This window comes from Ruegeria sp. E5 (assembly GCF_056534105.1).
Genome location: NZ_JBQFPA010000002.1, coordinates 451,096 through 475,356, shown reverse-complemented (window position 1 = coordinate 475,356; position 24,261 = coordinate 451,096). Strand labels below are relative to the sequence as shown.

The following is a 24,261-nucleotide window of genomic DNA, read 5'->3' as shown; positions in this document are numbered from 1 at the left end:
ACCAACTTTTGGTTATCGGCGGTCTTTTAGTTGGCGAATGAATATCAAGCCGCGCGCTATCTGCGACAGCCGGGGCCGTTCTATGAATCTGTTCATCGCGGCAGGACAAGTCAGCTATGCATATCCGCATCTATGATGGCGCGGATCCGTTGCAAATCCTCAAGTTCGATGCTGGTGATCTCGTCATAAAGGTTGCGAAACTCGGGCTCATCCATCAAAAACTCAATCTTAGCCCGGTGCCAGGCGACGGCTTTTTCGTGTAGCTGCGCAATCTGAGGAACGTCTAGCAACGCTTCCATCGCCACTGACAATCTGGCCAGGTTGCGTTGGATAGTGACGTCCTGATACTGGTTCCAATCCATCCGTATCCAATAGTTGCGCCCGACAGTGCGATCCACATGCAGGGCCCGTCCGCGTTGACGCTTGACCAAGAAAGACTGCGCAGATCTTAGTGCGTAGTGGTTTAGCTGGACCAGTTCATAACCGATGGTCTTGATATCGGATCTCCAGCCATTCTTTGCCACTTTGTGCGTGATATCCTGACCCGATCCATTGACCCATAGCACCTGTTCGGCTTTTGCTTCTTTCAGCTTATTGGGCCGGTGACAGCTTAGTTTACGATAGGCACGAATATTCCTGGTGGCGGTCTTGAAGCCCCAAGCGGTATGCGGTTTGGGCAGATATGACGCAGCGCATCGGTCAAATTGCGCCAGGACCGGCCTGTCCTCGTAGGTCTTTATCCCGGCCGACCCAAATTGCCGCCAGGTCATTGCAATATTGCTGACCCCCTCGGGCAGGCGCTTATAAAGTTCCGGCAGTGTCCCGTTACCAAAGCGGATGTTGATAAACTCATCCACATCAATATGGATAACCCAATCGGCACGTTTGACCACCTTGAGCTTTGCAGACTGGTTCAGAGCCCACTGTTGCGGGGAATTGCCCTTCCATTTGTTGTTGTCGACATGCGTGACCAGACCGGTTTTGGCCAGCGCATCTAGCATCAGATCCGTGCCATCCTCGCAGCCATTGGTATAGATAACAAAGTGATGCACACCGATCGATTGATGGTATGCAATCCATTCCAATAGGAAAGGGCCTTCGTTTTTCATGCAACCGATCAGCACCGTGCCGCTGGTACCCTCTGGCGGCCTTAGGTCCACCGGCACCGTGTCACCCATGGGTTGACTTTCATCAAAACTGGTCAGGTCATTGCGCGGCAAGAAGCGACGGGCAAATGGCAGCACTTCTTTTGGAGTGGATTCTTCTTTTGCAGAGGAGGCCAGGGTAGAGAATGCAGGAGGCTGCGCAGTCAGATCATCTGGCCAGTCAATCCGGTTAACTATCGCATCGGCCCCAAATTGTGTGGCCCAAATTCTGGCGCGATCAGATCCTGAATCAAGATCAGTCAAAATCAGGATGTCGGCCGCCAATTGCCCCAAAACTTCGTGGACTCGACTAACAGAGACTTCCGTGGTGAGGTTTTCTGCTAGCCCTGGCATGGCCAAAAGCATGAACCACGGTCGCTCATTAGCAATCGCACTAGCGAGTGCGGGCAAAAATTCGGGCGGCTCGGCCTTTGCACGTCTTCGCCGTGTAATCTGCGCAAACGTAACCAGTTGCTGCTGCAAATCCGCATTATCGATACTCAAAACAGACGCAACCCCATTGGCTTGGCGCGCCTGATCCCGAGCTGTGTCGCGTATATCCAGGATTAGCTGCATTAGTCAGCGGGCTCTTGATGGATGGGAACCAGCTGGTCGCCAAGGGCTTTTTCCAGTTTTCGGATGGTTCGCCGCCGCTGCCGCCAGAACATTTCTTCCCAGGCCAGATCAGGTGAGACAAATCCTGCATCGGCAAGCATTTTATGCAATCTGGACATGTCAAGCTCTCCAAGTGAATGGCGGTTGGGACGACCGCGCGAAGCCAATACCCAATCGGTGCGAATGGCATTGGCGACTAAAGGCTCTTGCCCGCAAAAGGCCGCTAGCTGAGCTGAGATATTGTGATGCACCGAAGAAGTGCGGCGCGGGATCATTGCAACCTGCTGATCTGGACGGCCTACCAGAGCAAAAAGATGCAGTGCCGACCCGTCTAGTGCAACGATCTGACGGGCGGCTTTGTAACGCGCGATCTGCTTTTCCATCGGGTGTTGTTCCGGATAGAAAATCTCGTACCCGTTCTGGCGCAAATTCTCTTCGAGAAACTCTTCTCCGATAACGCCACCCCGCCGTATTCCAAGACCTGCGCGCGAGATATAAAGCCGCTCCGGCCCATCAGGGGGAACGTCGGCGCCAAAATTTTGATGGATCAAGGCACGATATTCAGGCGTTCCCGCCACAATCGGGCCCAGCCCAAACCCCTGACCGGGCACATGCAGATATTCTATCTGAGTTGGCTCGGTCACCACTTTGATTGGAAGATCAATACCCAGAAGCGTAAAAAAATTATGCTGCATAGGGCGTGTTTCATCCCCATTGGCGGGTCGCTTGGGGGTAAAGAGGACCCCATCAATATCCTTCGCGATTGCCGGCAGCGGCCAAAGACGTGCGGTGCTTTCAGCCAGGAAATGACCAAAGTGTACCCATAACAGCCCGGCATAAAGCCAGCGACCCGACAATTGCGGCAAAGGGACTGTTGGCGATACCGGTTGGGTGGTCATGGCACGCTTTCCCCGCCAAAGCGCCCCATGCGCGCAATATTCCCGGTCTTCAGTCAGAACACCGGCTTCCTGCACCGTATCGGAGACTGCGGGCGGAACCACGATAGCCCGCTCAAGTGCAACAAGTTCACGTGACCATCCTTGATCAGGCTGAGGAGGTTGGTTCAGATCATTATCGTTAAGCGTAGACATCTTTGTTCACACCCGGTCAGAGCGACCGGGTCGACAAAGACATGCTTTTAGTCGGTCTTCTGGTGTTAAAGGCCGGGATAGATGATCGGCGAATATCCTTGTGATCTGTAGCCAGCTTCTTTGACATTCGCCTATCCCTTAAACTGGACCCCAGATTAATCCAAGATCTGTGTTCGGGCTTCATAACATTCGGCCCTATTCACCCCAGTATTCTGATATGGCCGTACCTGCGCCGCTGCAAGTAATCGTAGTGAAATTTCTACGCCAGAAAAAGTAAAGGCTCTATCCGTAGGAAGACAATCGAATATGTTGACAGTGTCGCAGTTTATCATCCTTGCCTGAAGCGACCGCCATTACTTTGATTGCCAAGTTGTTGTCCGTTGTACTCAATGCAATGGCCGGTTGGGAAACCGTCCGCCAAACAACTTGGCACTACGGTATTAGCAGATGACACCTAGTGTTATTGTTTGCGATCGCCCCAAACCTGGACACAGACTGGCGCTTTTGACTTGCCCAGACATTTTAATCTTGGTCAACAGACTTCAGCACATCCTGTGGCATCGCCTTAGAGGGATCGATGTCATGTTTCTTGCATAGCTTGGCGACCTGGCTGTTGGGATGCGGCAAAGGAAACCCACCGTCCATATTGTATTTCTTGCGCATGCTTGAGCCGCCAATGTGATGAACCCCCAACGCGTTTTCATTGAGCGATATGCGGGAAAACCGCGGCCGGAAATAATTCAAGCGCATGGCCGTAGGTTCTTGGGAATAGAATGACTCGGGTGGCAGGGCGTGTTTGACTTCACCGTTTTTGCCCAGGAAATACGAGATAGCCTGAGGCCCGAACGTATAAAATGGCAGCTGCGACAGGTTTTCCAACGGTACCGAGAAAGAGCCGTCTTCATTGGACTTGCCGATGGAAACATCAATATTCTTTTTCCACGGCCAGTCATTGGGGATCACGATCTCAGACCCGTTCATAAAGTCATGCATACCCTGCAATGTTGGAGAACTGTGCGGCAGCCGGAGAGCCGCATTGTTATAATAGCGTTTCTCTTTTGCGAAAATATACGGAATGTCGGGGATCGGCTGCATACACAACATATCGCAATCCATCCAGATTTCGTCGGATTCCCGAAGCATGTTGATCCTGAAAAAATCCGACAACGGGGCATAAGCGCTGTTTCGCTTTTCGTTTCGCCATATTTTCAGGTGGTCAGGTAAGAAAATACGTGCATCCGCATTTTCAACGCCCGGTGGCGTATTCGTGATTTCATTCAAAGAGTACAACTTGACCTTATGGCCGTGATCCACAAAGCTTTTGAGGCAGAGTTGCTCGAAAAAAGTCAGACTGGATCCATGCCAAAACGATGAAATTACTGGAGAAATATCCATGCTGGATCGATGCCCGTTATATTTTTCGCTTGCTCCGCATTAGCATGGCTCCGGTATTCGATCCACTGGTTTAATGATCCCGATACAACCGCAATTGTGATGGTGACCCAACCGTCCAATATGAACTGTCTGTAGCGCAGGTCCGTTAGTCAGAATTCTCGCACCTTTGTGTTTCGCGAAAAAGAACGAGCGGTAACGATCAAACTTTAGGTGCTCGCAATAAGCGGAAATTGTTTGGTTACCTCAACTTTGGTCCAGTTTTCTCAGTCCTCCCCGACAAAGGTCGCAAGATCACCCAAACTGTCTTAAATCGGATCGTCCAATAAGACCTCAGGATGCTCTTGCTTAAGGCGGAAAATTCACCGATCAAGGTTGCCACAAATCCAGACTTACTGGGCAATAGAGGAAGCCGGTGACTCTAAAGACGTGCAATCAGCGAATTTGGCTCTTCCCAAACACAGGACTCCTTTGAAGATGGCCACCTGGAGTGTCGTTACCATGGTCAAAGAGCCGCCAGAGCTGGTGGCTATATTTGCTTCCTATTATGCGTCACTCGGCGCGCAAGAGATCTTTATCTTTCTGGATGGTGATGATCCGAAAGCGCGGCAACTTCTGGCTCAGATACCGAACTGTCGCGTTGAAGTGATGGATGACACGTTTGTTCGAAGGAACTGGAACTGTACTTATCCAGAAAACAGTTTCAGACGCCAAAGGCTGATAGCGACAAAAGCCTATCGAGAAGCAAAAGTCGATTGGATGCTTTTCCTCGATGCGGATGAGTATCTGCAAGCCGATGATTTTGCACAAGAGCTTGCTCACCTGCCCTCGGATGTTGATACGATTTCAATTCCTAATGGCGAGCGTGTGTTTTCAACCGAGGACACCACACCCGGACTATTTGGTGGTCTTATGCTGAAGCCTAAGCACACCCGCGGCTATGTCGCCCGAAGCTTATTCGGAGAAGAACGACTCAAGTACAGCGACAGAGGATTTTGTGCGCATCGTTTCGGAAAAAGCGCCACCCGAACGGGGAAGAACATCAAATTGGGTGTTCATGCGCCACAGCGGTGGAGAGCTAACATCAAGCGATATGTTCTCAACAATCGGTCATTTGTCACCTTGACGGACTGACCGAAATCCACTGGATGCTCAAATTGCTGAGATATCATGATATGCGCACATATGAATCACCGAAGGGCAGCAACGATTTCTGCTATGAACAGGTCCAATTCCTGAAATATTTATCGTCTATGAACGCTGTTCAAGAGCTTCATGACATTATCTGAAAATACGACAAGGACACCGAAGAAAGACTAAGGGGTAATGGTCTTCTCGATGATGTGCAGGTCCGCCCTTTCCGGCGTTTGGATACTTATTATCATGACCACGAGTTTGACTTGTCGGTTGAGTGGTTCAACGAGGTTCTGAAGACGAATATCTCGGACCTCTATGCGAGATTACCGACATGATGTTTGATGCAAATAGTCTGACCTTATGCAAAACATGATCTACCGACGGCTCATCCTTGGAATGGAGCAAGAATGACCGAAACGAACCCTGATGTTGCGATCCAGTACCGTGGATTGAAGATACCTTCATCGCCATTTCTGGACGAAACGATCATGAATCTGATCGAGCAGGACAATTATGAAAGCTGGGAAATGGATGGCGCTTTGAGCGTCGTTCAACCTGAGGATCGTATTCTGGAAATGGGCGCCGGGCTGGGTATCGTGAGTGGTGTTGTCGCGCTCGAGAACAAACCAGAGGCTATTCTCAGTTTTGAAGCCAATCCAAATCCAATTCCACACATCCGTCGTTTACATGCCCTAAATGGGCTTTCAGACCGGATCGAAGTCCGGAATGCGATACTAAGCGCCAATCCAAAGGATCCCGACTCTATTCCGTTTCATATTGACGCTTCATATCTAGGGTCTTCAGTTTTTGATAATGAAGGTGAATCAACAAAATCAGTGCGCGTAGCTAAAGCGGACTTCGAAGCGGTGAAACGAGAGTTCGCTCCGACGGTTCTTGTGATGGATATTGAGGGGGCGGAACTGGATTTCTTGAGGAATGCGGACCTGTCGGGCATTCGAGCCATTGTTATTGAATTTCATCGCCTCATTTATGGGCACAAAGGTGTTCGGGCCTGTAAAAGGATTCTTTCTAACGCGGGTTTTCTACGGCTGGACGATTTGTCTTGGAGGGTCGTTTGGACCTGCACGCGAGATCTTGGCTGAGCCCTCTTCATTGCGATGGGCATTTTTCGGGTTAGGTGAATTGGCCAAGGCAGTTGAGCGCCCTGACATGAGACGTCGGCCGGCTTGTGACCTGAATTTGCCCATCGCAATTCACGCGCTGCAACTATCTGCATCTATGAGCAGTAACTTGTGACAGAATCTCAAAAAACTGTTTCTGTCTTCGATCTCGGATCGCGGGGCTGATGAAACGACCACGGTTTCGGCGCTGTATGTCCCCGTCTTATTGTGTCGTTCTCCGGTCATTGCATCTGGAAACGCCAGCATTTTGCGACACCACCAAAACCCCGAGTTAATCGAAATACTCAAGGGGAGGTCGCAACCACCAAACTGTGTGCAACAAAATTGTTGACGAGACCTGATCTCATCAATAATCGGTAACCATCTGTTGGGGTGCCCCTCGGGGCTGAGATGCTGACTTGCAAACCCATTGAACCTGACCCGGTTAGGACCGGCGGAGGAAACAGGCATACCGGGCGCCCCGTGTCACAACTCGTGTCACAACGCAGGCTACGGGTCTTTCCACGCACATCCTGACCATGACAATGAGGGATGTGCCATGGTTGCGACAGCATTAACGATTGCCGGTTCCGACAGTGGGGGCGGCGCGGGAATTCAGGCAGATCTTAAATCATTCGGCGCAATGGGCGTGTTCGGTTGCAGCGTGGTCACCGCGATAACCGCGCAAAATACCTGTGACGTGACCGCAGTACATCCGGTACCCGACAATGTGGTCGCGGCTCAGATCAAGGCGGTCCTGGACGACATCCGCATAGACGCCATCAAGATCGGAATGCTGGGCACGCCATCATTGGTCGAAACAGTGGCCCGTGCATTGGAAGGTTTTTCCGGACCTGTCGTCCTCGACCCCGTCATGGTGGCGAAATCCGGGGTCGCCCTGCTTGAAAATCAAGCGATTGCCGCGCTGAAGCAGTATCTTCTGCCGCGCGCTGACCTGCTGACACCGAACCTGCCCGAGGCGGACAAGCTGCTGGGACAAACCCATAAGGGCGACAGTGCCGGACTGGTTGCGCCGTTGCTGGCGCTAGGTCCTAAGGCGGTTCTGATCAAGGGCGGCCATGCCGATGGCATTGAGTGCCTTGATGTGCTGGCAAAGTCGGGGTTCGTTGTCACGCTGGGGGCACCGCGGATCGCGACCCGCAACACGCATGGTACTGGCTGCAGTTATTCCGCAGCAATTGCGGGCTGCCTTGCGCGGGGCATGGATCTTGAGACTGCGGTGCGGCGGGCGCATGGCTGGTTGCACGCCGCAATAAAACGTGCCGACGGGTTGGAGATTGGACAAGGCCACGGCCCGGTGCATCATTTTCACGAGATGTGGGCATGAGCGCTGTCACCATACTGGGTGCAGGGGTTGCCGGGCTTTGCGTTGCAGCCGAGCTGGTGTCACGCGGTGTTTCCGTACGGATGATCGACCCGGCAGGTCCCGTGAATACGCATTCCTGCAGCTGGTGGGCCGGGGGCATGTTGTCGCCGGAATGCGAGGGCGCAGTCGCCGAACAGCCCGTTGTGGAACACGGGCGTAAAGCAGCGGATTGGTGGCAAAAGCAGGGGGCGCAGTTCGGTCTGGATGTGACCCGGAACGGTACCTTGGTTGTCGCTCTGGGCCGGGATCAGAGCGAGCTGACGACGTTTGCACGGCGCGCCGAAGGCGTGGAATGGCTGGACCGCGAGGGCATCGCGCTCCACGAGCCGCATCTGGCCGAGCAATTCGGCAAGGTGTTGTTCATCGCGAATGAAGCGCATCTCAATCCCCGCCCGATGTTGACCGGGTTGCATGCACACCTGGTGGCTTCGGGCGTTGAGTTTCTGACTGCAGGCGAAACGCTGGGTCAGGTCATCGACTGCCGTGGTCTCGCCGCGCAGGATCGGCTGAGCGACTTGCGCGGGGTACAGGGTGAGATGCTCATCGTGCGCTGCCCGGACGTGTCGCTATCGCGTCCCGTGCGGCTGCTGCATCCTCGTTTCCCGCTCTACATCGTACCGCGCGGCGATGGCGTATTCATGTTGGGCGCAACCCAGATCGAAAGTGGGCAGCGCAGCCGCGCAAGCCTGCGATCCGTGATGGAACTAATGAATGCGGCCTACGCGTTGCATCCAGCCTTTGGTGAAGCCGAGCTGCTGGAAATCGGAGTCGATGCCCGCCCGGCCTTTGCGGACAATCAGCCACGCATCCGCCATTTCGACGATCGCATCATGGTGAACGGGCTGTACCGCCATGGCTATCTGCTTGCTCCGGCGTTGGCAGGGATGGTGGCAGATCTGGTGACCTGCGGCACGCAGCCCGCGCTTTGGTACGAGAACTGCCAAAACACGAAAATCGCACACAAAACACCGGGGAGAACCACATGAAACTGATGGTGAATGGTGAGGCCGTCGAGGCCAAAGGCCCCAGCCTTGCCGATCTTCTGGTCGAACTAGGCAAAGGCAATGACAAACTGGCCACGGCGGTGAACGAGGTGTTCGTTCCGGCATCAACACGTGCGGCGCAAATGCTTTCCGATGGGGACCGGATCGAGCTGGTTTCGCCGCGGCAGGGGGGCTGACATGCCGGAATTCTACGGCAAGGAAATAGCGTCGCGCCTGATGTTGGGCACCGCGCAGTATCCGTCGCCCGCAGTGCTCGCCGATGCGTTTCGACGTTCGGGCGCAGGCATTGCCACGGTGTCGCTGCGTCGCGAGGCGGGTGGTGAAAGGGCCGGGCAGGATTTCTGGTCTCTGATCCGTGATTTGGGTGTCGAGGTGTTGCCCAATACCGCCGGGTGCTACTCAGTACGCGAAGCGGTCACTACGGCGCAGATGGCGCGCGAACTTTTCGAGACCAACTGGATCAAGCTTGAGGTGATCGGCCATGCCGACACTCTGCAGCCCGACCCGTTCGGCCTTGTGGAGGCGGCGCGCATCCTTGCCGACGATGGGTTCGACGTCTTCCCCTATTGCACCGAAGATCTGGTGCTGTGCGAGAAACTGATCGAGGCAGGCTGCCGGGTACTGATGCCCTGGGGTGCGCCGATCGGCACCGGATTGGGGCTGAATAATCTCTACGGCCTGCGCTCGGTCCGGGCTCATTTCCCCGAGGTGCCTCTGGTGGTCGATGCAGGGCTGGGTCTGCCGTCGCAGGCGGCACAGGCCATCGAAATCGGCTATGACGCGGTGCTGCTGAACACGGCGGTCGCTAAGGCATGTGATCCGGCGGCGATGGCCGAAGCGTTTGCGCGCGCGGTCGAAGCGGGGGCTTTGGCCTTCGGTGCCGATGCGATGGAACCACGCGACATGGCCGCGCCCTCGACCCCTGTTTTTGGAAAGGCCATGTTGTGATCTTGCCGTCGTTCTACCCGATCTTCGATGACATCTCATGGCTGCGCCGAATGCTGCCGCTCGGGGTGCGGTTGGTGCAGCTGCGCATCAAGGAACATCCCCTGGATGCGGTGCGCGCGCAGTTGGCGGAGGCGCGGGATTTGTGCCGCGACCACGGCGCGCTGTTGGTGGTCAATGACTATTGGGAACTGGCGATTGAGCTAGACTGCGACTGGGTGCACCTAGGGCAGGAAGATCTGGATACCGCTGACCTTGACGCGATCCGAGCTGCTGGATTGAAACTTGGAGTCTCAACCCATGACGAAGCAGAGCTTAAGCGTGCGCTGGCTTTGCGGCCTGACTATGTGGCACTCGGGCCCGTTCATCCGACCATTCTTAAAAAGATGAAATGGCACCAGCAGGGTGTCGAAAAGCTGACCGACTGGAAGGCGCGGATCGGACCTATTCCGCTTGTGGCGATAGGTGGCATGTCGGTCGAGCGCGCGCAGGGTGCGTTCGCCGCCGGGGCCGACATCGTGTCCGCCGTGACCGACATCACCTTGAAGGACGACCCAGAAGCCCGTGTACGCGAATGGCTAAGGATCTGCCTATGAGCCGCTATGCACGCCAGATTGCTGTACTTGGCTTTGGCGCGTCGGGGCAGGAAAACCTGCGCACCGCGCATGTACTGGTGATTGGCGCAGGAGGGCTTGCCGCACCAGTGCTGCAATATCTGGTCGGGGCCGGTGTGGGACGTATCCGTTTGGTTGATGCTGACAAGATCAGCCTGTCGAACCTGCACCGCCAAACGCTGTTCCGTGAACGCGACATAGGGCAATCCAAAGTGCAGGTGGCAGCACGTGAAATGATGGCGCTGAATGATGAGGTGCGGATCGAACCGGTCGAAACCCGCTTTGATCCGGCCAATGCCTCGCAACTTTGTCAGGGCATCAATCTGGTGCTGGATTGTGCCGACAGTTTTGCCGCCAGCTATGTGGCCTCGGATGTTTGCCTTGATGCCGATTTGCCGCTGATCAGCGCCAGCGTGGTGGGCTCGGAGGGCTATGTCGGGGGCTTCTGCCACAAGGCTCCGGGTCTGCGCGCGCTGTTCCCGGATCTGCCTGCAAGGCTGGGTTCCTGTGACGCCGATGGCGTGCTTGGCCCGACGGTGGGTATGATCGGCAGTCTGCAAGCGCAGATCGCGGTTGCGGTGCTGAGCGGGGACCTTACGCCAATGGGGCGTCTGGTGACCTATGAGGCCACCAGCATGCGCTTTGGCGGTTTTCGCTTTGACGGCGCGCCGGATCCCGCACCAGAGCCGGACTTCATAGCGCAAGAGATGCTTCGGGCCGACGATCTGGTAATCGACCTACGCGCCGCAGATGAAACTGGCCCGGAGCTGGCCGGGGCTCAGCGCCTCAGTGTCGATGAAATCGATCCGCGTGACCCCCTTTTGCAAAACAACAGACGCCTCATCCTTGCCTGCCGTTCCGGTCTTCGGGCCTGGCAGGCGGCGATGCGGATTTCCACGAAAAACGGGCCCGAAATCAAGCTTCTGGCCCTTGGTGACAACAACTGAAACGAGGAAACCGAATTGAAACATTTTCTGACCGTAGCGGCGATGCTGATGGCTACACCGGCGCTGGCACAAGACAAGATGACTCTGCTGCTGGATTGGTTCGTAAACCCTGATCACGGTCCGATCATCGTAGCGCAGCAAAAAGGTTATTTCGCAGACCAGAATCTTGAGGTCGAGATTGTGCCGCCTGCTGATCCCTCGGCCCCACCGAAACTGGTAGCCGCCGGGCAGGGTGACATCGCCGTGAGCTATCAACCAAACCAGCACCTACAGGTAGCCGAAGGTCTGCCGCTGATGCGTGTCGGTACGTTAGTGGCGACACCACTCAGCTGCCTTTTGACGCTGAAGGACGGCCCAATCCAGGAAATCAGCCAGCTAAAGGGCGGCAAGATCGGGTTCTCAGTTGCCGGCGTAGAAGAAGCGGTGCTGAGTGCCATGCTGGGCAAGCACGGCGTCGCGCTGGACGAGATCGAGATGATCAACGTCAACTTCTCGCTCAGCCCCTCGGTCATGTCGGGGCAGGTCGATGCGGTGATAGGTGCCTATCGCAATTTTGAGCTGAATCAGATGGAAATCGAAGGCGTCGAAGGCCGATGCTTCTATGTCGAAGAAGAAGGCGTGCCGACATATGACGAGCTGATCTATGTCGCCAACCCCGAGCTGATGGACAAGGACAAGGTGCGCCGCTTCCTGCGCGCCACCGAGCTGGCCACGCAATACATCGTCAACAACCCGGATGAAAGCTGGGAGGTTTTCAAAAGCTACGCGGAAGAGCTGGACGACGAGCTGAATGCAAAGGCTTGGGTCGACACCCTACCCCGCTTTGCCTTGCGTCCTGAAGCGCTGGACGAAGGCCGCTATATCCGCTTCGAGGAATTTCTGGCCAAAAGCGGCCTAGTCGAGGGCACCCGCCCAGTATCGAAAATCGCGGTCGATCTGGGGGCACAATGAACTACGGCACCTCATTTGAGGCGTGGCGAGCGGCGGCCGGGGAAACCTGGCCTGCCTATACCCGCCACGCATTCGTGCGGGGCATGGGTGATGGAACCCTCCCGCGCGCGGCGTTTTTGCATTATCTCAAACAGGACTACGTTTTTTTGATCCATTTCGCCCGCGCTTGGGCGCTGGTGGTGACCAAGGCCGAGACCGTCGCGGATATGCGCCTCGCCGCGGGGACAGTGAATGCACTGATCAATGACGAGCTTGCCCTGCATATCGGCATCTGCGCCGAGGCTGGGATTTCCGAGGAAGAACTTATTGCAACGCAAGAGCGTCAGGCTAATCTTGCCTATACACGCTATGTGCTGGATGCCGGGCATTCAGGGGATATGCTTGATCTGCTGGCCACACTGGCCCCCTGCGTCATGGGCTATGGTGTGATCGGGGCGGAGCTTTCGGCGACAAAGACCTCGGAAACCTATGCCGATTGGATCAACACTTATGGCGGGGAAGATTACCAACAGGTCTGCTGCGATGTTGGCGCGCTGATCGATGGCGTGGTAGCGCGGCGCATCGGGGATGACCCGCAAAACTGCCCACGTTGGGCAAATCTTTGCGACCGCTTCCACAAGGCGACCGAGCTTGAGGTCGGCTTTTGGGGCATGGCATCGCAGCCATGAGCCCGGCCCCCGCCCTATATCTGCGCGGATCACTGTCGATTGGCGACACATCCATCGCGCACGGCATTGATCTGCGACTTGATGCAGGGCGGTGGACCTGTCTTCTGGGGGCCAGTGGTGTGGGCAAATCCACAGTGCTCAAGCTGCTGGCCGGACTGGGAGACCATGTTTCTTTGGACGGTGAAATCTGGGCCTCGGACGGTGGCGCGCTGGCCGGGCGGGTGGCCCTAATGGCGCAGAGTGATTTGTTGCTGCCTTGGCTATCAGCGCTCGACAATGTGGCAATAGGGGCACGATTGCGCGGCGAGACGCTTGACCGGGATCGAGCCGAGCACGTGCTGGAGCAAGTTGGGCTAGGCGCGCATCTAGACAAGAAACCGGGAGAGCTCTCCGGTGGGCAGAGACAGCGCGTGGCCTTGGCCCGAACCCTGATGGAAGACCGCCCCATTGTGCTGCTGGACGAACCTTTTTCCGCCCTTGATGCCCTGACTCGGGTGCATATGCAGGACCTCACCGCACAGCTGCTGAAGGGACGTACGGTGCTGCTTATCACCCATGACCCGGCCGAAGTGGCGCGGCTGGGGCAGAACATCATGATCATGACGCGCGACGGGCTGCACCCGGTCGAAACTCCAATGGGCAGCATCCCGCGCCCTGTTGATGATCCGGGCGTGCTGGGCATCCAGGCCGCGCTGCTTCAACAACTCAGGACTGACAGATGAGCACAAGCGAAACTCTCAGGGCGCTGAACCAGGACAACTGGACAGCGGCCACGACACATGACTTTACCAATGCGCTGGCAACCGGAATGCTCGATCATGGCAAAATGGCTGGCTATTTACAGCAGGATTACCTTTTCGTGGAAGGCTTCGTGCGTCTGCTGGCCTCAGCAGTGGCGCATGCACCCAACCTCGCCGATGCTGTGCCGGGCGCGCGCTTTCTGGGCCAGATCTGCGGGCCAGAGAACACGTACTTCCTGCGTGCATTAGACGCGCTGGACGTGCCCCAGGCAAGCGAAGCCGCACCCGAAACTCTGGCGTTTCAGGCCCTGATGGACGAAGCCCGCACATCCGGGCGCTACGAGCGGATGCTGGCGGTGTTGGTGGTCGCGGAATGGGTCTATCTGGATTGGGCCAGCCCGGTCGAAGCCCGCGCCGAAGATCTGCCGTTCTGGCTGGGGGAATGGATCACTCTGCACTCAGGCGACGGGTTCGAAAGTGTGGTCGCCTACCTACGTGGACAATTGGACGCGATCTGGTCGACCCTTTCGGACCAGGCACAGGCCGAGGTCGCTGCAACCTTCGGCAAGGCCGTCGCCCTTGAGCGTGCCTTTTTCGATGCCGCATGGGCAGGCTTCCCGGTAGCCCGATGACAGGTTGGCGTGCGGGTATCGCCGCCACCGCAATGGCAGTAGCGCTTTGGCAACTGGTGGTTTGGGCCACCGGCCTGCCGCGTTTTATCTTGCCCCCGCCAGCGCTGGTTTCCGAAACCATTTGGAACAGCCGCAACCTTCTGCTGGAGCATGGGCTGGTCACCGCGACCGAAGTGCTGATCGGGCTGGCCCTTGGCGCAGTGCTGGGCGGGCTGTCGGCCATCGGCCTTGCCGCCTCACCGCTAGCACGCGCGCTGGTGCGACCAATTTTGGTGTTTTCCCAGACCATCCCCGTCTTTGCCCTGGCACCGATTCTGACCCTGTGGCTTGGCTTCGGGCTCGAGGCCAAAATCGCCATGGCGCTGCTGATCATTTATTTCCCGGTTACTTCGTCTTTCTTTGATGCATTGATGCGCAGCAATCGCGACTGGCTGGATCTGGCTCGGGTCATGGGGGCGTCACCCGCCCGAGTAATGTTGCACATCCGTATTCCATCTGCTCTGCCCGGATTTGCCAGCGGCCTGCGTCTGGCTGCCGTCTATGCCCCGATCGGTGCCGTCATCGGTGAATGGGTCGGAGCGTCGCGTGGGCTGGGATATCTGATGTTGCTGGCCAATGGCCGTGCCAAAACCGATCTGATGTTCGCCGCGCTGATCGTGTTGGCGGTACTCACCATCATCCTGCACGCAACGGTCAACGCCCTGTGCAATCGGTACCTGGATCAGCGTGATCAGATATGAACAAAGTACTGACCATAAGTATACGCGAACGCGGAGATCGACTTTAATCGTGCCACTAGCTGTGATGAAAGAGCTCAAAGCTAGAGTACATTGATTTCCAGAGCGCCATGTTAAACAAAGCTAGTTGGTCGAGCGGCGAACACAGAGTGTGCCGCAGTCACTTGTCCAAGAGTCCTACCGTAAGGATCAACTTGAATTAAGCCGAACCAGAACACGTAGCGTCATGGTCTGAAGGTGGTTTATCATTGCCAGTGGCCACTACTTCCGCTGGTCAGGCCTCCGCAGCCAGAGAAGCCGAATGGTTTCCGTAATTTTTGCAACGCGGATCACATAGTGAACGCCCCACACACCAAAAGCCTGTTTGGTTGACAGATACTGATTCCTCAGAAGGTTTTTCAACGTCTTGAAGGAAGGGATCAATTTCTGCAAAGGCGGGATGTAATTTACGATGCCGCGCTTGGCATTGCGGCGCAGCCTAGCACCCTCAATACGACGGGCTTTGGTGATGTGATCCCCAAGACTGTCGCGCGCCGGGTGACGGACGATGGCGTCTTCGGCAAACACAATCGCTTCGCCCGCAGATTGTGCACGATCATTCCATTCCATGTCCCCGCCGGACAACACCGTGTCGTTGAACCGACCGATGCGATCCATAAGCTCCCGCCGAACGATCAGATTGGCCGTAACCGCGCGCCCACGCTCCACCCATTTTTTTTGCTCTAATCCCAAATGAACATCATAGAGTTCGGTCGTCTTCCAATCCTGCCCGTTCGGGATCAGCACAACATTGCCACCAAAGCGATTAACCTCGGGGTGGTCTTCGGCTATTTTCAACCCGGCCTCTAGATAGAGCGGGTCAGGCTGACAATCGGAGTCGGTGAAAAACAGTAGCTCCGAGGCGGCTTCTTCGATTCCCCGGTTGCGCGCTGCGTATGAGCCGGGTTTTGCCTCACTTAGGATGCGGGCGTTGGCGGGCAGGCGAAACCCGTCTGGCATGGGGTCGGTCGGATCATTGTTGACTGCAAGTATCTCGAACTGGTTTGTGTTCAGTGTCTGAGAGGCGAGCCCATCCAGACAAAGCTGCAATTGGTCCCAGCTTTGATAGGTCGGGATGATCACTGACGCGCTCAGGGGCGAACGCGCCTGTGTAATGTCAGGCCGTTGGATCACGTCGGGATCATTCGGCATTGACGGCGTTCGAGTACTGATGGTCATACAGGGTTTTGAATGGCCCCGGTTTCTTCAGCAACTGTTGGGCGCTGCCCTGCTCAAGAACTTCACCAGCCTCAATCACGACGATCTTGTCCGCATGCATGATGGTTGAAAGCCTGTGAGCCACGATGATTGTCGTACGCCCTTCGGTCAGGCGGCCCAAGGCTTCCTGAACCAGATGTTCCGACCGCGAGTCCAGCGCACTAGTTGGTTCGTCCAGCAGCAGGATCGGGCTGTCGCGCAGAAGCGCGCGCGCAATCGCAAGGCGCTGTTTTTGACCACCGGACAGGAAGGCACCATTTTCACCAACCAGAGTGTCAAAGCCTTTCTCAAGCGACATGATGAAGTCATAGGCATTCGCGGCCTTGGCAGCCTCGATCACGTCGTCTTGCGAGGCACCCTCACGGCCAAATCGGATGTTGTCGGCGATTGAGGCCGAAAACAGAAACGTCTCTTGCCCGACGAACGACATGTTCTGGCGCAGTGATTTGAACGAGGCGTATTTGATATCCTGACCATCGATCGATACCGAGCCACTGGTCGGGTCATAGAGGCGCAGGGCCAAATTCAGAATGGTCGACTTGCCGCCGCCGGACAGACCAACGAGAGCGGTGGTTTGTCCGGCTTCGAATGTAAGCGAAAGACCCTTCAGAATCGGATCGCTGCGGCGATACCCGAATGTAACGTCGTCAAACACGACCTCTCGCGGGCCGTCGGGCAGGCTTTTGGGATTGGCCTCTTCCGGTAGGGTATCCGGCTCGTCCAACATATTGAACAGCATTTGCACCCGGCGCAGACCCAGCTCCATTTTAACCCGCACTTTGGTCAAGCGCTTCGCGGGCTCATAAGCCATCATCACAGCTGTCACGAATGACATCAGTTCACCCGGAGTGGACGCTGCAGCGCCAAACAGCTTGCCAGCGCTCAATCCGATGACCGAGGCGATTGCAAAACCGGCCAATATATCCGTCAGCGGGCTCGTCGCAGCTTGCAGACGCGCAAGCTTGTTGCGGCGCTTCTCAACGCTTTTCACCGCCGAATTCATCTCGAGGGCCATGCGTTCCTCCAGCCCGAAGGACTTAACCACACGAATACCTGCCGAAGTTTCCTGAATGACCTTCATGATCGTTCCCATCCCCTGCAGTTCCATATCAGCAATCTCTCGAACTTTGCGGAGAAGCTTCCGAACGCCTAGAATCGCCAAAGGGCCGACGATCAGGGTAAAGAGCGACAAGATTGGCTGCTGATAGAACATCACGGCGAGCAGTCCGATCAGGGTGAGCATGTCACGAACAGCGGTAGTAACCATGATCTCGATCACAGTGCGCGCAGCAAGGGCCGTTTGCGTCACCTTCAACAACAGATCCGAGCTTTCTGTCAAATTGAAGAATGACACCCCTTGCCGCAAAAGCTTGTCGTAAAGCTTGATCTGCTGTTTCGAGACAATCCGGTTCCCAGCCCGTGTAAGGGCCACAATCTGGACGTAGGTTGCAATGCCTTTGACCAGGAAAATCGTGAACACGGTCATCGAAACGCCAAAAATCTTGGCTGAGTTTTCACTGTCAAACAGCGAATCCACCACATCACGCATGATAAAGGCGATACCTGCTGTGGTTGCCGCAACAAATACCATCGCGATGATCGCGATCGTATAAGGGACCACTTGCTCGCGCATATTTTCGGAGAGCAGTCGCCACAGGACGGAATCACTCAATACGGCCGCAAATTTTGATTTGATCTTTTGCAATGCACATGTCCACTGTGATCAGGATCGAGCTATGTCACATCTGACGCGCTCATAAACAGTTTCCGCTAGATAGTCGCCTGTTGCCAGTTGAGCAAGCCCGCGCCCTATTCTGCCGCTTCAATGCGAATTGTTCGAACCGAAGGGTCTACACGCGAATAAGCGGCCAAAACCCTCCCCGACCATTTCTGTGCAATGTAATCCGCCATAAAACGCGTTGGCGCAATCAGAATCGCCAGGCCCCCTGCCCTTTCGGCTTCGTTCAGATGCTTGAACCAACTTGACCAAAGTTCTGGGTCACGCTCATGTAGGATCGATTGAACCTGTGCCCAAACGTCTTCACCCTGTGGGGGCGGGATCGATGGCTTTGACTGAAATGGCACAACATTGGTATCGCGCTCTGGCTTCTGCTGCATTCGTTCTTTGAAATCCGTCCCGATGACGGGCCAGGTTTCCATTGTGTCCAGCATGATCTGCTTGAGGTCGAGTTCATAAACCGCAACCCGACCCCGAGCGGCGGGTCGTTTGACCGCAATCCAGCCTGCGCTGCGCAGCTTAGCCATCTCACGTTTAACTGTGCGTTCGTTCACGGACCACAACCGAGCGATCTCTTCCCGACCAATCGACAGTTCATTGGAGCGCCAGTTATAGCGCGTGGTAATTAATGTCATGATGCGAAGAACACTGCGATGACGATGCTTGTCACCTGATAAGGCGTGAACGGCGAGCGCCGACAAGATATCGTACTTCAGTGCAGGCGCATTTCGCCCGACCGGTTTCGCAACCTGCATCCGTTTCCTCACCGCTCTTTTTTGCCTCATGCGGGTTGATCCCGCCGTAATCGCGCCGTTTCCCAACGCTTTTCGTGATTGTTCGCTGATTAGCGTCCAATACTTCGATTCTGTCAAGAGTTCGTTGAGATCACGCTATTTGGTAGCTGCTATTCGCTATCAAAAAATAAAAGAAATAGGTGAATTTATGGTGATGGGGGACATACCGGGTGTCCCCTTATCGAGCAATAATGTCCCCCTATATGCCGTATTTGCTTGAGTTGTGTCCCCCTAAATCTGGTAGGATATCCGAAGTCAGGAGGATCGCAGAAAGAAGCAGCGTTCCGAATCGGTCAGCACTAGATACGGCCATATTTTCTTACCCGTGGGTAACATCACAACCTTACAATAATTTCTTTTGCCAAATATGCAAATCGGGCGTAAATAACAAAAGAGAGAAAAATAACGTCCAGAAGAATGAGAACTGAGGCATGTACACGCACGAAGACCTGAATGCATTGCGCACCCAGTCCCTGAAATTGCAGGGCTGGATTCGCCAGCAGACTTTCAGCCCTGAGATGGAGAAGACGCTAAGGCGGTTCTCAAGCTGGGAGGTGTCTGAGCTGATCTTTAAGGTGAACCAATCGACTTTCCGAGGAAAGCTGGCTGCCGATCCTTCATTGCCGGGAGGCGAGGTCGAGCCTGATGGGCGGCAGCGTTGGTTTAGTCTGGAAGAGGTAAATGAGCTCAGGCGGCGGCTTAGGGTTAATCGCAAAGCGCTCACTCCCCCACGCCCTGCGGGCAAGCGGGCGGTTCGGGCCGCTGTTGCCAATTTCAAAGGGGGGGCTGGCAAGTCGACCGTGGCGTTGCATCTTGCGCACGCCGCTGCTCTGGACGGCTACCGAGTATTAGTGGTGGATTTTGACCCTCAGGCGACGCTCAGCCATTCGATGGGTCTGACCGATGTCGCTGAAGATTTCACCGTCTGGGGTATCATGGCGCGGGATCTGATCCGTGAAACCGAGCGCATGAATAACCGCCCTGCGGCTGCGGAGTCAGGAACCGCCCTGCCCCGCCGAGAGTTACCACCTTCCATCACGGATATGGGCCTCGGCGAACTGCGCATTTCTGATTTTATCAAGCAGACCTCATGGTCAACGATTGATGCGATCCCTTCTTGCGCCAATGCTGCTTTCGTCGAATTCGCATCAGCACAATATCGGCACCTGAATCCTGAGTGGTCTTTTTTTGCAGCTGTGTCTCGCTATCTGGATCAAATACCGAATGATGCTTATGACCTGATCCTGTTCGATTGCCCGCCTGCGATAGGATACCAATCGATGAATGCGGTGTTCGCAGCAGACATGTTGTATATCCCGTCGGGGCCCGGATACTGGGAATACGATTCAACCACCTCATTCATTGGACAGTTGGCTGAAGCCCTCGAAGATCTGGCCTATGGTTTCGACAAGACCTTACCCACGGGTAAGATTGGTTTACCCAAGACATTCTGCGAAATTCGGTTTTTGCTTACACGCTACGAACCGGGGAATGCACTGCACACAGCGATGTATGACGCATTCCGCAAAGTCTTTGGTGAGCACCTTGCCGAGCACCCGGTCGAGATGACGCGTGCGGTCGAGCAATCTGGTCGGTTCCTGAGTTCAGTTTATGAGATGGATTACCGTGAGATGACGAGGGAAACTTGGCGTCGCGCGCGTTCGACATTTGATAATGTTTATGATGAATTCCGGGGCGTCATGCTATCGGCCTGGGACAAGCTGGAGGATGACGTATGAGCCGAAAACGCAGAATGTTCGATATCGATATGCCAGCGATGGAAGAAATCCCGGTTGGCAAGGTTCCGGATAAAGCGCTTGAGAAAAGGCGCGGACCAATGGCTACTGCAATCTCCGAGAACGCTAATGCGCTACGCGACCAGCAAACTACCGAAGATGCAATCAGAGTCGAAAATGACAGGTTAGCGCACGAGCTTGTACGACTACGTTCAGAAGGGTATGTTACTGAACAGATCGCATTGGCGGATGTTGTTACCGAGCGCCTGACGCGCGACCGCAAGCCTGGCCCTGATCCTGAGTTGGATGAGTTGAAGGCTTCTATTCAGGATGTGGGTCTTTCGAACCCGATCCAGGTCGAGCGTCGCAACGATGGACGCTTTGAGTTAATTCAAGGAATGCGCAGATTATCGGCATTTCGCGCATTACTTGAGGAAACTGGCGACGCGCGATTTGCGACGATTCCGGCCGGTGTTTCTGACGTTGCAGAGCTGGATGATAGCTATCGTCGCATGGTCGATGAAAACCTGATCCGAAAGGATATCTCGTTTGCGGAAATGGGCGCGCTTGCGCGTGCCTATGCGCAAGACCCCGCCAATGATTGTCCGGATGTCGACAAAGCGGTTTCAACCTTGTTTAAATCTGCAAGCTATACCAAGCGCAGCTATATACGGGCGTTTGCGAGTTTGCTGGCCATGTTGGAAAAGGTTCTTATGCACCCAAACGACATTCCACGGAATGTGGGCGTTGAACTCAAACGAAAGCTCGACTCTGATCCTGGATTGATCCGACAAGTCAGTGCGGCTTTGGTGAGTGAACCAAATCGCGACAGCGTGCGCGAAGTGGCCATTCTTCGCGATTTTCTCACAATCGAAAATGCGACCGCCGCTAAGCCAAAGGCTGAAGCCGTAGGTAAACCACGCCGCGCGAAGACAACGTTTCAGGTAAGGGGCAGGGCAGGGATTGCAAAATGTTCTGCATCCAGCGGAAGGATCGAACTTCGCTATGATCTCGACTTTACCCGTGTCGATAGGGCTAAATTAGAACGTGCTGTGGCCACTTTGATCGAGGATCTGCGAGAAGAAGACGATCTTACCCACGGGTAAGACGGGCTTAGCGAGATAGATCCGAAGCGCGGCGCTGGTTAATCTCAGCGCCGTTTTTTTTGCATAAAAAGACCAATCGTGTAATACGGTACCCTGGGAGACCATCTAAACGCTTAGCTTTTACCGCCCGGCCTCAAATTCTTGTTTTGTAGTTCGGGCAGGTACGTTCCGAGCAGAGTTGACGAATACAAGTTCAGGCCATCAGTAGAAGGTTTCTTAACGTATTGATATGGAACTAGGGCAGATAATCTACAATTTATGTAGTTAGTCGCGGCTGAACAGATACACAGTTTTCGCGGCAGGGCAGGGACGACGCGATCGCTTCTATCTTCGAGCGCCCCGGCACTACATTTCAACGGGAAGACCAACATAGCGTACCGAAACATATTCGAGGCGCGTGAGCATATAACGGATTGGCCGTGAGCACCTATCAATGATGGATATGATTGCGCTGTGGCTTGCCAAAGAAAGGGCGGCGATGGGTTGAATGATTGACTGAGTAGAAGGTCATTTGGGCGTAGTGTGCAAAATACTTCAATAAGTATTATTAAGAGCTGTATCGGTCTGCCCACCTTAATGCGAAGGCGCCCCATCTAGCCGGCTTAGGGGCCTGCTGAATCGTGATTTAAGGACAGGCTTTGTTAAAGCTTGCTAAAAAAACAATGACTCTTCTCAGTATTGAAACGCCCGAAGCAACCAGAAAGATGTTCGGTAACCTGATCCGATACTACAAATACCGGATTAATCGCGCGAGAAGCGCCTATAAGAATATATACTGGCCTGATAGATAATCAGTATACGGGCGGCGTTATCTGAGACAAAACCTTCTCGCTTACTTTTGTTGCTTCAAGGCTACATATGGCATTCGCCAACAGCGCGATCTCATCCCTGGATGACGTTCTGACGTTGCGTGCCCAGACCCTGAATACCAAGCTCCATTTTGTCGCCGGGATTCAAGTAGGTCTGCGGGTTCTGTCCCATACCAACACCCGGGGGTGTGCCTGTAGAAATTACGTCACCGGGTTGCAAAGACATAAATTGCGACAGATGCGAGATGACCGTCGCTACGCCAAAATGCATCGTTTTGGTTGATCCGTCCTGATATCGGTGCCCGTTTACCTCAAGATACATCGGAAGGTTCTGCGGGTCGGGGACTTCGTCTCGTGTTACCAGCCAGGGGCCAATTGGGCCGAACGTGTCCGCAGACTTTCCTTTGACCCATTGGCCAGAGCGATGAAGCTGAAAGTCACGTTCTGACAAATCGTTCACTACGCAGTAGCCGGCGACGTGGTCTATGGCTTCCGCCTCAGAGACATATTTGGCCTCTTTGCCGATAACGACGCCCAGCTCAACTTCCCAATCGGTTTTGACCGATCCGCGCGGGATTTCTACGGTATCGTCGGGGCCGGCGATGGCCGAGGTGGCTTTGAAGAAGATCACGGGCTCAGCAGGCAATTCCATGCCGCTTTCTGCTGCGTGATCAGCATAATTCAGGCCAATGCATATGAACTTTCCAACATTGCCAACGCAAGGACCGATGCGCGGGTTGCTGTCTACCAATGGCAGGCTGGCCAAATCTAGTGCGCGGAGCTTTTCAAGAACGACATCGCCAAGAGTATCGCCCGAGATATCATCCACCACACCGGAAATGTCGCGAACCGAGCCGTCTGAGGCCAAAATGCCGGGTTTCTCAGCGCCCTTCGGACCATAGCGTAGTAGTTTCATTGTCAGGTCCTTCCTGCTCAGATCGTCCAGCCGCCATCTATGGCAAAGGGCTGGCCCGAAGTGTATTTGCTGGCATCACTGGCCAAATACAGAGCCAGTTCAGCGATCTCTTCCGCTGTGCCAATACGGCCCATCGGTTGACGGGCGATGAAATCAGTCATTGCCTGCTCATAATCCCCGGTGGTGCGAAGCCGGTCATGCAGGCTGGGGCTGTCCACCGTACCTGGACAAATCGCGTTGCACCGAATGCCCTGGGTCACAAAATCGGCTGCCACAGACTTGGTCAGGCCAATCACCGCTGCTTTTGACGCGCAATACGCAAATCGGTTGGGCACGCCTTTCATGGACGATGCGACCGACGACATATTGATGATCGATCCTCCGCCTGCTTTCAGCATTCCGGGTAGAGTCAGTTGGATCAGTCTGAACATGGCCTTTACGTTGAGGTCAAAGCTGAAATCCCAATCCTTTTCAGTGCATTCAAGAATTGATCCCCCCGCTACATAACCTGCGCAGTTAAACAGAATGTCCAGTTGCGGCAGATTGACCGCTGCATCTGTAACGGCCTTATCGTCCATTACGTCCAGTTGCAGCGGTTCGATACCCGGAATACCGCCCAATTCGGCAAGCGCAGCATCGTTGATGTCGCTGGCAATCACCCGAGCGCCTTCGGCAGCGAACAATTCGGCGGTTGCACGGCCAATGCCTTGGCCAGCTGCTGTGATGAGAGCGGTCTTATCTGCAAGCCGGTTGGATGGGTTGATTGTCGACATGAACAA

At 55.0% G+C, this 24,261-nt stretch carries 23 protein-coding genes and 1 riboswitch; of the genes, 15 read left to right on the top strand and 8 right to left on the bottom strand.

From position 1 onward, the window contains the following. Positions 1-110: 110 nt before the first annotated feature. The 3 genes from ACR0BI_RS10345 to ACR0BI_RS10335 all read right to left on the bottom strand — a co-directional run bounded on the left by ACR0BI_RS10345 (position 111) and on the right by ACR0BI_RS10335 (position 4,246). Positions 111-1,721 (bottom strand): glycosyltransferase family 2 protein, encoded by a 1,611-nt coding sequence (locus ACR0BI_RS10345; RefSeq protein ID WP_480562126.1) that lies wholly within the window; start codon positions 1,719-1,721, stop codon positions 111-113. Next, on the bottom strand, positions 1,721-2,851 hold the full coding sequence (locus tag ACR0BI_RS10340; protein ID WP_170611817.1) for a glycosyltransferase family 61 protein: 1,131 nt from the start codon (positions 2,849-2,851) through the stop codon (positions 1,721-1,723). The genes ACR0BI_RS10345 and ACR0BI_RS10340 overlap by 1 nt, the downstream gene beginning before the upstream one ends. A 522-nt stretch (positions 2,852-3,373) precedes the next feature. Beyond that, entirely contained in the window at positions 3,374-4,246 is an 873-nt protein-coding gene (locus ACR0BI_RS10335) for a hypothetical protein (protein ID WP_170423072.1), read from the bottom strand. Between the two features lie 474 nt (positions 4,247-4,720). Here ACR0BI_RS10335 and ACR0BI_RS10330 point away from each other — a divergent pair, with 474 nt between their 5' ends. From ACR0BI_RS10330 to ACR0BI_RS10270, 13 genes are all read left to right on the top strand, one after another. Beyond that, the gene (locus ACR0BI_RS10330; RefSeq protein WP_480562128.1) at positions 4,721-5,377 is read left to right on the top strand and encodes a glycosyltransferase family 2 protein; all 657 of its coding nucleotides are present in this window, start codon (positions 4,721-4,723) and stop codon (positions 5,375-5,377) included. Positions 5,378-5,787: 410 nt separating this feature from the next. Further along, positions 5,788-6,483 carry an FkbM family methyltransferase gene (locus ACR0BI_RS10325; protein ID WP_170394188.1) on the top strand — a complete coding sequence of 232 codons (696 nt, stop codon included), beginning with the start codon at positions 5,788-5,790 and terminating at the stop codon, positions 6,481-6,483. Between the two features lie 397 nt (positions 6,484-6,880). Next, a riboswitch (TPP riboswitch) is annotated at positions 6,881-6,981 on the top strand. A 79-nt stretch (positions 6,982-7,060) separates the two neighbouring features. After that, a complete protein-coding gene (gene thiD, locus ACR0BI_RS10320) occupies positions 7,061-7,849 on the top strand; it encodes a bifunctional hydroxymethylpyrimidine kinase/phosphomethylpyrimidine kinase (protein ID WP_170561728.1) in 789 nt (262 codons plus the stop codon). Then, positions 7,846-8,874 (top strand): FAD-dependent oxidoreductase, encoded by a 1,029-nt coding sequence (locus tag ACR0BI_RS10315; RefSeq protein WP_170635915.1) that lies wholly within the window; start codon positions 7,846-7,848, stop codon positions 8,872-8,874. Before thiD ends, ACR0BI_RS10315 begins: the two co-directional genes overlap by 4 nt. Beyond that, a complete protein-coding gene (gene thiS, locus ACR0BI_RS10310; protein ID WP_170394182.1) occupies positions 8,871-9,068 on the top strand; it encodes a sulfur carrier protein ThiS in 198 nt (65 codons plus the stop codon). The genes ACR0BI_RS10315 and thiS overlap by 4 nt, the downstream gene beginning before the upstream one ends. A gap of 1 nt (position 9,069) precedes the next feature. Further along, the gene (locus ACR0BI_RS10305; RefSeq protein WP_480562131.1) at positions 9,070-9,840 is read left to right on the top strand and encodes a thiazole synthase; all 771 of its coding nucleotides are present in this window, start codon (positions 9,070-9,072) and stop codon (positions 9,838-9,840) included. Next, the gene (locus tag ACR0BI_RS10300; RefSeq protein ID WP_170465689.1) at positions 9,837-10,433 is read left to right on the top strand and encodes a thiamine phosphate synthase; all 597 of its coding nucleotides are present in this window, start codon (positions 9,837-9,839) and stop codon (positions 10,431-10,433) included. The genes ACR0BI_RS10305 and ACR0BI_RS10300 overlap by 4 nt, the downstream gene beginning before the upstream one ends. Continuing rightward, entirely contained in the window at positions 10,412-11,398 is a 987-nt protein-coding gene (locus tag ACR0BI_RS10295; RefSeq protein ID WP_480888629.1) for a ThiF family adenylyltransferase, read from the top strand. The genes ACR0BI_RS10300 and ACR0BI_RS10295 overlap by 22 nt, the downstream gene beginning before the upstream one ends. 42 nt (positions 11,399-11,440) lie before the next feature. Further along, entirely contained in the window at positions 11,441-12,349 is a 909-nt protein-coding gene (locus ACR0BI_RS10290; protein ID WP_480454117.1) for an ABC transporter substrate-binding protein, read from the top strand. Beyond that, entirely contained in the window at positions 12,346-13,017 is a 672-nt protein-coding gene (tenA, locus tag ACR0BI_RS10285; RefSeq protein ID WP_223118545.1) for a thiaminase II, read from the top strand. Before ACR0BI_RS10290 ends, tenA begins: the two co-directional genes overlap by 4 nt. Next, positions 13,014-13,739, top strand: a complete 726-nt coding sequence (locus tag ACR0BI_RS10280) for an ABC transporter ATP-binding protein (protein WP_223118546.1) — start codon at positions 13,014-13,016, stop codon at positions 13,737-13,739. The genes tenA and ACR0BI_RS10280 overlap by 4 nt, the downstream gene beginning before the upstream one ends. Next, the gene (locus ACR0BI_RS10275; RefSeq protein ID WP_223118547.1) at positions 13,736-14,389 is read left to right on the top strand and encodes a TenA family protein; all 654 of its coding nucleotides are present in this window, start codon (positions 13,736-13,738) and stop codon (positions 14,387-14,389) included. The genes ACR0BI_RS10280 and ACR0BI_RS10275 overlap by 4 nt, the downstream gene beginning before the upstream one ends. Further along, a complete protein-coding gene (locus ACR0BI_RS10270) occupies positions 14,386-15,129 on the top strand; it encodes an ABC transporter permease (protein WP_223118548.1) in 744 nt (247 codons plus the stop codon). The genes ACR0BI_RS10275 and ACR0BI_RS10270 overlap by 4 nt, the downstream gene beginning before the upstream one ends. 258 nt (positions 15,130-15,387) lie before the next feature. Here ACR0BI_RS10270 and ACR0BI_RS10265 read toward each other — a convergent pair whose 3' ends face one another. The 3 genes from ACR0BI_RS10265 to ACR0BI_RS10255 form a co-directional block, all read right to left on the bottom strand. After that, positions 15,388-16,317: a glycosyltransferase family 2 protein gene (locus ACR0BI_RS10265; RefSeq protein WP_480562134.1), complete on the bottom strand. Its 930-nt coding sequence runs from the start codon at positions 16,315-16,317 to the stop codon at positions 15,388-15,390. Then, complete coding sequence (locus ACR0BI_RS10260) at positions 16,307-18,055, bottom strand: ABC transporter ATP-binding protein (protein ID WP_480502978.1); 1,749 nt, start codon at positions 18,053-18,055, stop codon at positions 16,307-16,309. The genes ACR0BI_RS10265 and ACR0BI_RS10260 overlap by 11 nt, the downstream gene beginning before the upstream one ends. A gap of 137 nt (positions 18,056-18,192) precedes the next feature. Next, positions 18,193-18,906 carry a DnaA N-terminal domain-containing protein gene (locus ACR0BI_RS10255; protein WP_480878624.1) on the bottom strand — a complete coding sequence of 238 codons (714 nt, stop codon included), beginning with the start codon at positions 18,904-18,906 and terminating at the stop codon, positions 18,193-18,195. A 440-nt stretch (positions 18,907-19,346) separates the two neighbouring features. Between ACR0BI_RS10255 and ACR0BI_RS10250 the strand changes: the two genes are divergently transcribed. Together ACR0BI_RS10250 and ACR0BI_RS10245 are read left to right on the top strand one after the other, a co-directional pair. Then, on the top strand, positions 19,347-20,654 hold the full coding sequence (locus tag ACR0BI_RS10250; RefSeq protein ID WP_480562138.1) for an AAA family ATPase: 1,308 nt from the start codon (positions 19,347-19,349) through the stop codon (positions 20,652-20,654). Continuing rightward, positions 20,651-21,757 carry a ParB/RepB/Spo0J family partition protein gene (locus tag ACR0BI_RS10245; RefSeq protein ID WP_480562140.1) on the top strand — a complete coding sequence of 369 codons (1,107 nt, stop codon included), beginning with the start codon at positions 20,651-20,653 and terminating at the stop codon, positions 21,755-21,757. The genes ACR0BI_RS10250 and ACR0BI_RS10245 overlap by 4 nt, the downstream gene beginning before the upstream one ends. Before the next feature lie 882 nt (positions 21,758-22,639). Here the strand turns inward: ACR0BI_RS10245 and ACR0BI_RS10240 are convergent. Together ACR0BI_RS10240 and ACR0BI_RS10235 are read right to left on the bottom strand one after the other, a co-directional pair. Continuing rightward, positions 22,640-23,482: a fumarylacetoacetate hydrolase family protein gene (locus ACR0BI_RS10240; RefSeq protein WP_480562142.1), complete on the bottom strand. Its 843-nt coding sequence runs from the start codon at positions 23,480-23,482 to the stop codon at positions 22,640-22,642. Positions 23,483-23,499: 17 nt separating this feature from the next. Next, on the bottom strand, positions 23,500-24,255 hold the full coding sequence (locus tag ACR0BI_RS10235; RefSeq protein ID WP_223118551.1) for an SDR family oxidoreductase: 756 nt from the start codon (positions 24,253-24,255) through the stop codon (positions 23,500-23,502). Positions 24,256-24,261 lie beyond the last annotated feature (6 nt).

Coding starts and splice junctions, on each gene's coding strand:
- ACR0BI_RS10345 (WP_480562126.1), bottom strand. CDS start 1,721: ATGCAGCTAATCCTGGATATACGCGACACAGCTCGGGATCAGGCGCGC.
- ACR0BI_RS10330 (WP_480562128.1), top strand. CDS start 4,721: ATGGCCACCTGGAGTGTCGTTACCATGGTCAAAGAGCCGCCAGAGCTG.
- ACR0BI_RS10340 (WP_170611817.1), bottom strand. CDS start 2,851: ATGTCTACGCTTAACGATAATGATCTGAACCAACCTCCTCAGCCTGAT.
- ACR0BI_RS10290 (WP_480454117.1), top strand. CDS start 11,441: ATGCTGATGGCTACACCGGCGCTGGCACAAGACAAGATGACTCTGCTG.
- ACR0BI_RS10240 (WP_480562142.1), bottom strand. CDS start 23,482: ATGAAACTACTACGCTATGGTCCGAAGGGCGCTGAGAAACCCGGCATT.
- thiD (WP_170561728.1), top strand. CDS start 7,061: ATGGTTGCGACAGCATTAACGATTGCCGGTTCCGACAGTGGGGGCGGC.
- ACR0BI_RS10335 (WP_170423072.1), bottom strand. CDS start 4,246: ATGGATATTTCTCCAGTAATTTCATCGTTTTGGCATGGATCCAGTCTG.
- thiS (WP_170394182.1), top strand. CDS start 8,871: ATGAAACTGATGGTGAATGGTGAGGCCGTCGAGGCCAAAGGCCCCAGC.
- tenA (WP_223118545.1), top strand. CDS start 12,346: ATGAACTACGGCACCTCATTTGAGGCGTGGCGAGCGGCGGCCGGGGAA.
- ACR0BI_RS10280 (WP_223118546.1), top strand. CDS start 13,014: ATGAGCCCGGCCCCCGCCCTATATCTGCGCGGATCACTGTCGATTGGC.
- ACR0BI_RS10255 (WP_480878624.1), bottom strand. CDS start 18,906: ATGAGGCAAAAAAGAGCGGTGAGGAAACGGATGCAGGTTGCGAAACCG.
- ACR0BI_RS10265 (WP_480562134.1), bottom strand. CDS start 16,317: ATGCCGAATGATCCCGACGTGATCCAACGGCCTGACATTACACAGGCG.
- ACR0BI_RS10235 (WP_223118551.1), bottom strand. CDS start 24,255: ATGTCGACAATCAACCCATCCAACCGGCTTGCAGATAAGACCGCTCTC.
- ACR0BI_RS10270 (WP_223118548.1), top strand. CDS start 14,386: ATGACAGGTTGGCGTGCGGGTATCGCCGCCACCGCAATGGCAGTAGCG.
- ACR0BI_RS10295 (WP_480888629.1), top strand. CDS start 10,412: ATGGCTAAGGATCTGCCTATGAGCCGCTATGCACGCCAGATTGCTGTA.
- ACR0BI_RS10305 (WP_480562131.1), top strand. CDS start 9,070: ATGCCGGAATTCTACGGCAAGGAAATAGCGTCGCGCCTGATGTTGGGC.
- ACR0BI_RS10325 (WP_170394188.1), top strand. CDS start 5,788: ATGACCGAAACGAACCCTGATGTTGCGATCCAGTACCGTGGATTGAAG.
- ACR0BI_RS10275 (WP_223118547.1), top strand. CDS start 13,736: ATGAGCACAAGCGAAACTCTCAGGGCGCTGAACCAGGACAACTGGACA.
- ACR0BI_RS10245 (WP_480562140.1), top strand. CDS start 20,651: ATGAGCCGAAAACGCAGAATGTTCGATATCGATATGCCAGCGATGGAA.
- ACR0BI_RS10315 (WP_170635915.1), top strand. CDS start 7,846: ATGAGCGCTGTCACCATACTGGGTGCAGGGGTTGCCGGGCTTTGCGTT.
- ACR0BI_RS10250 (WP_480562138.1), top strand. CDS start 19,347: ATGTACACGCACGAAGACCTGAATGCATTGCGCACCCAGTCCCTGAAA.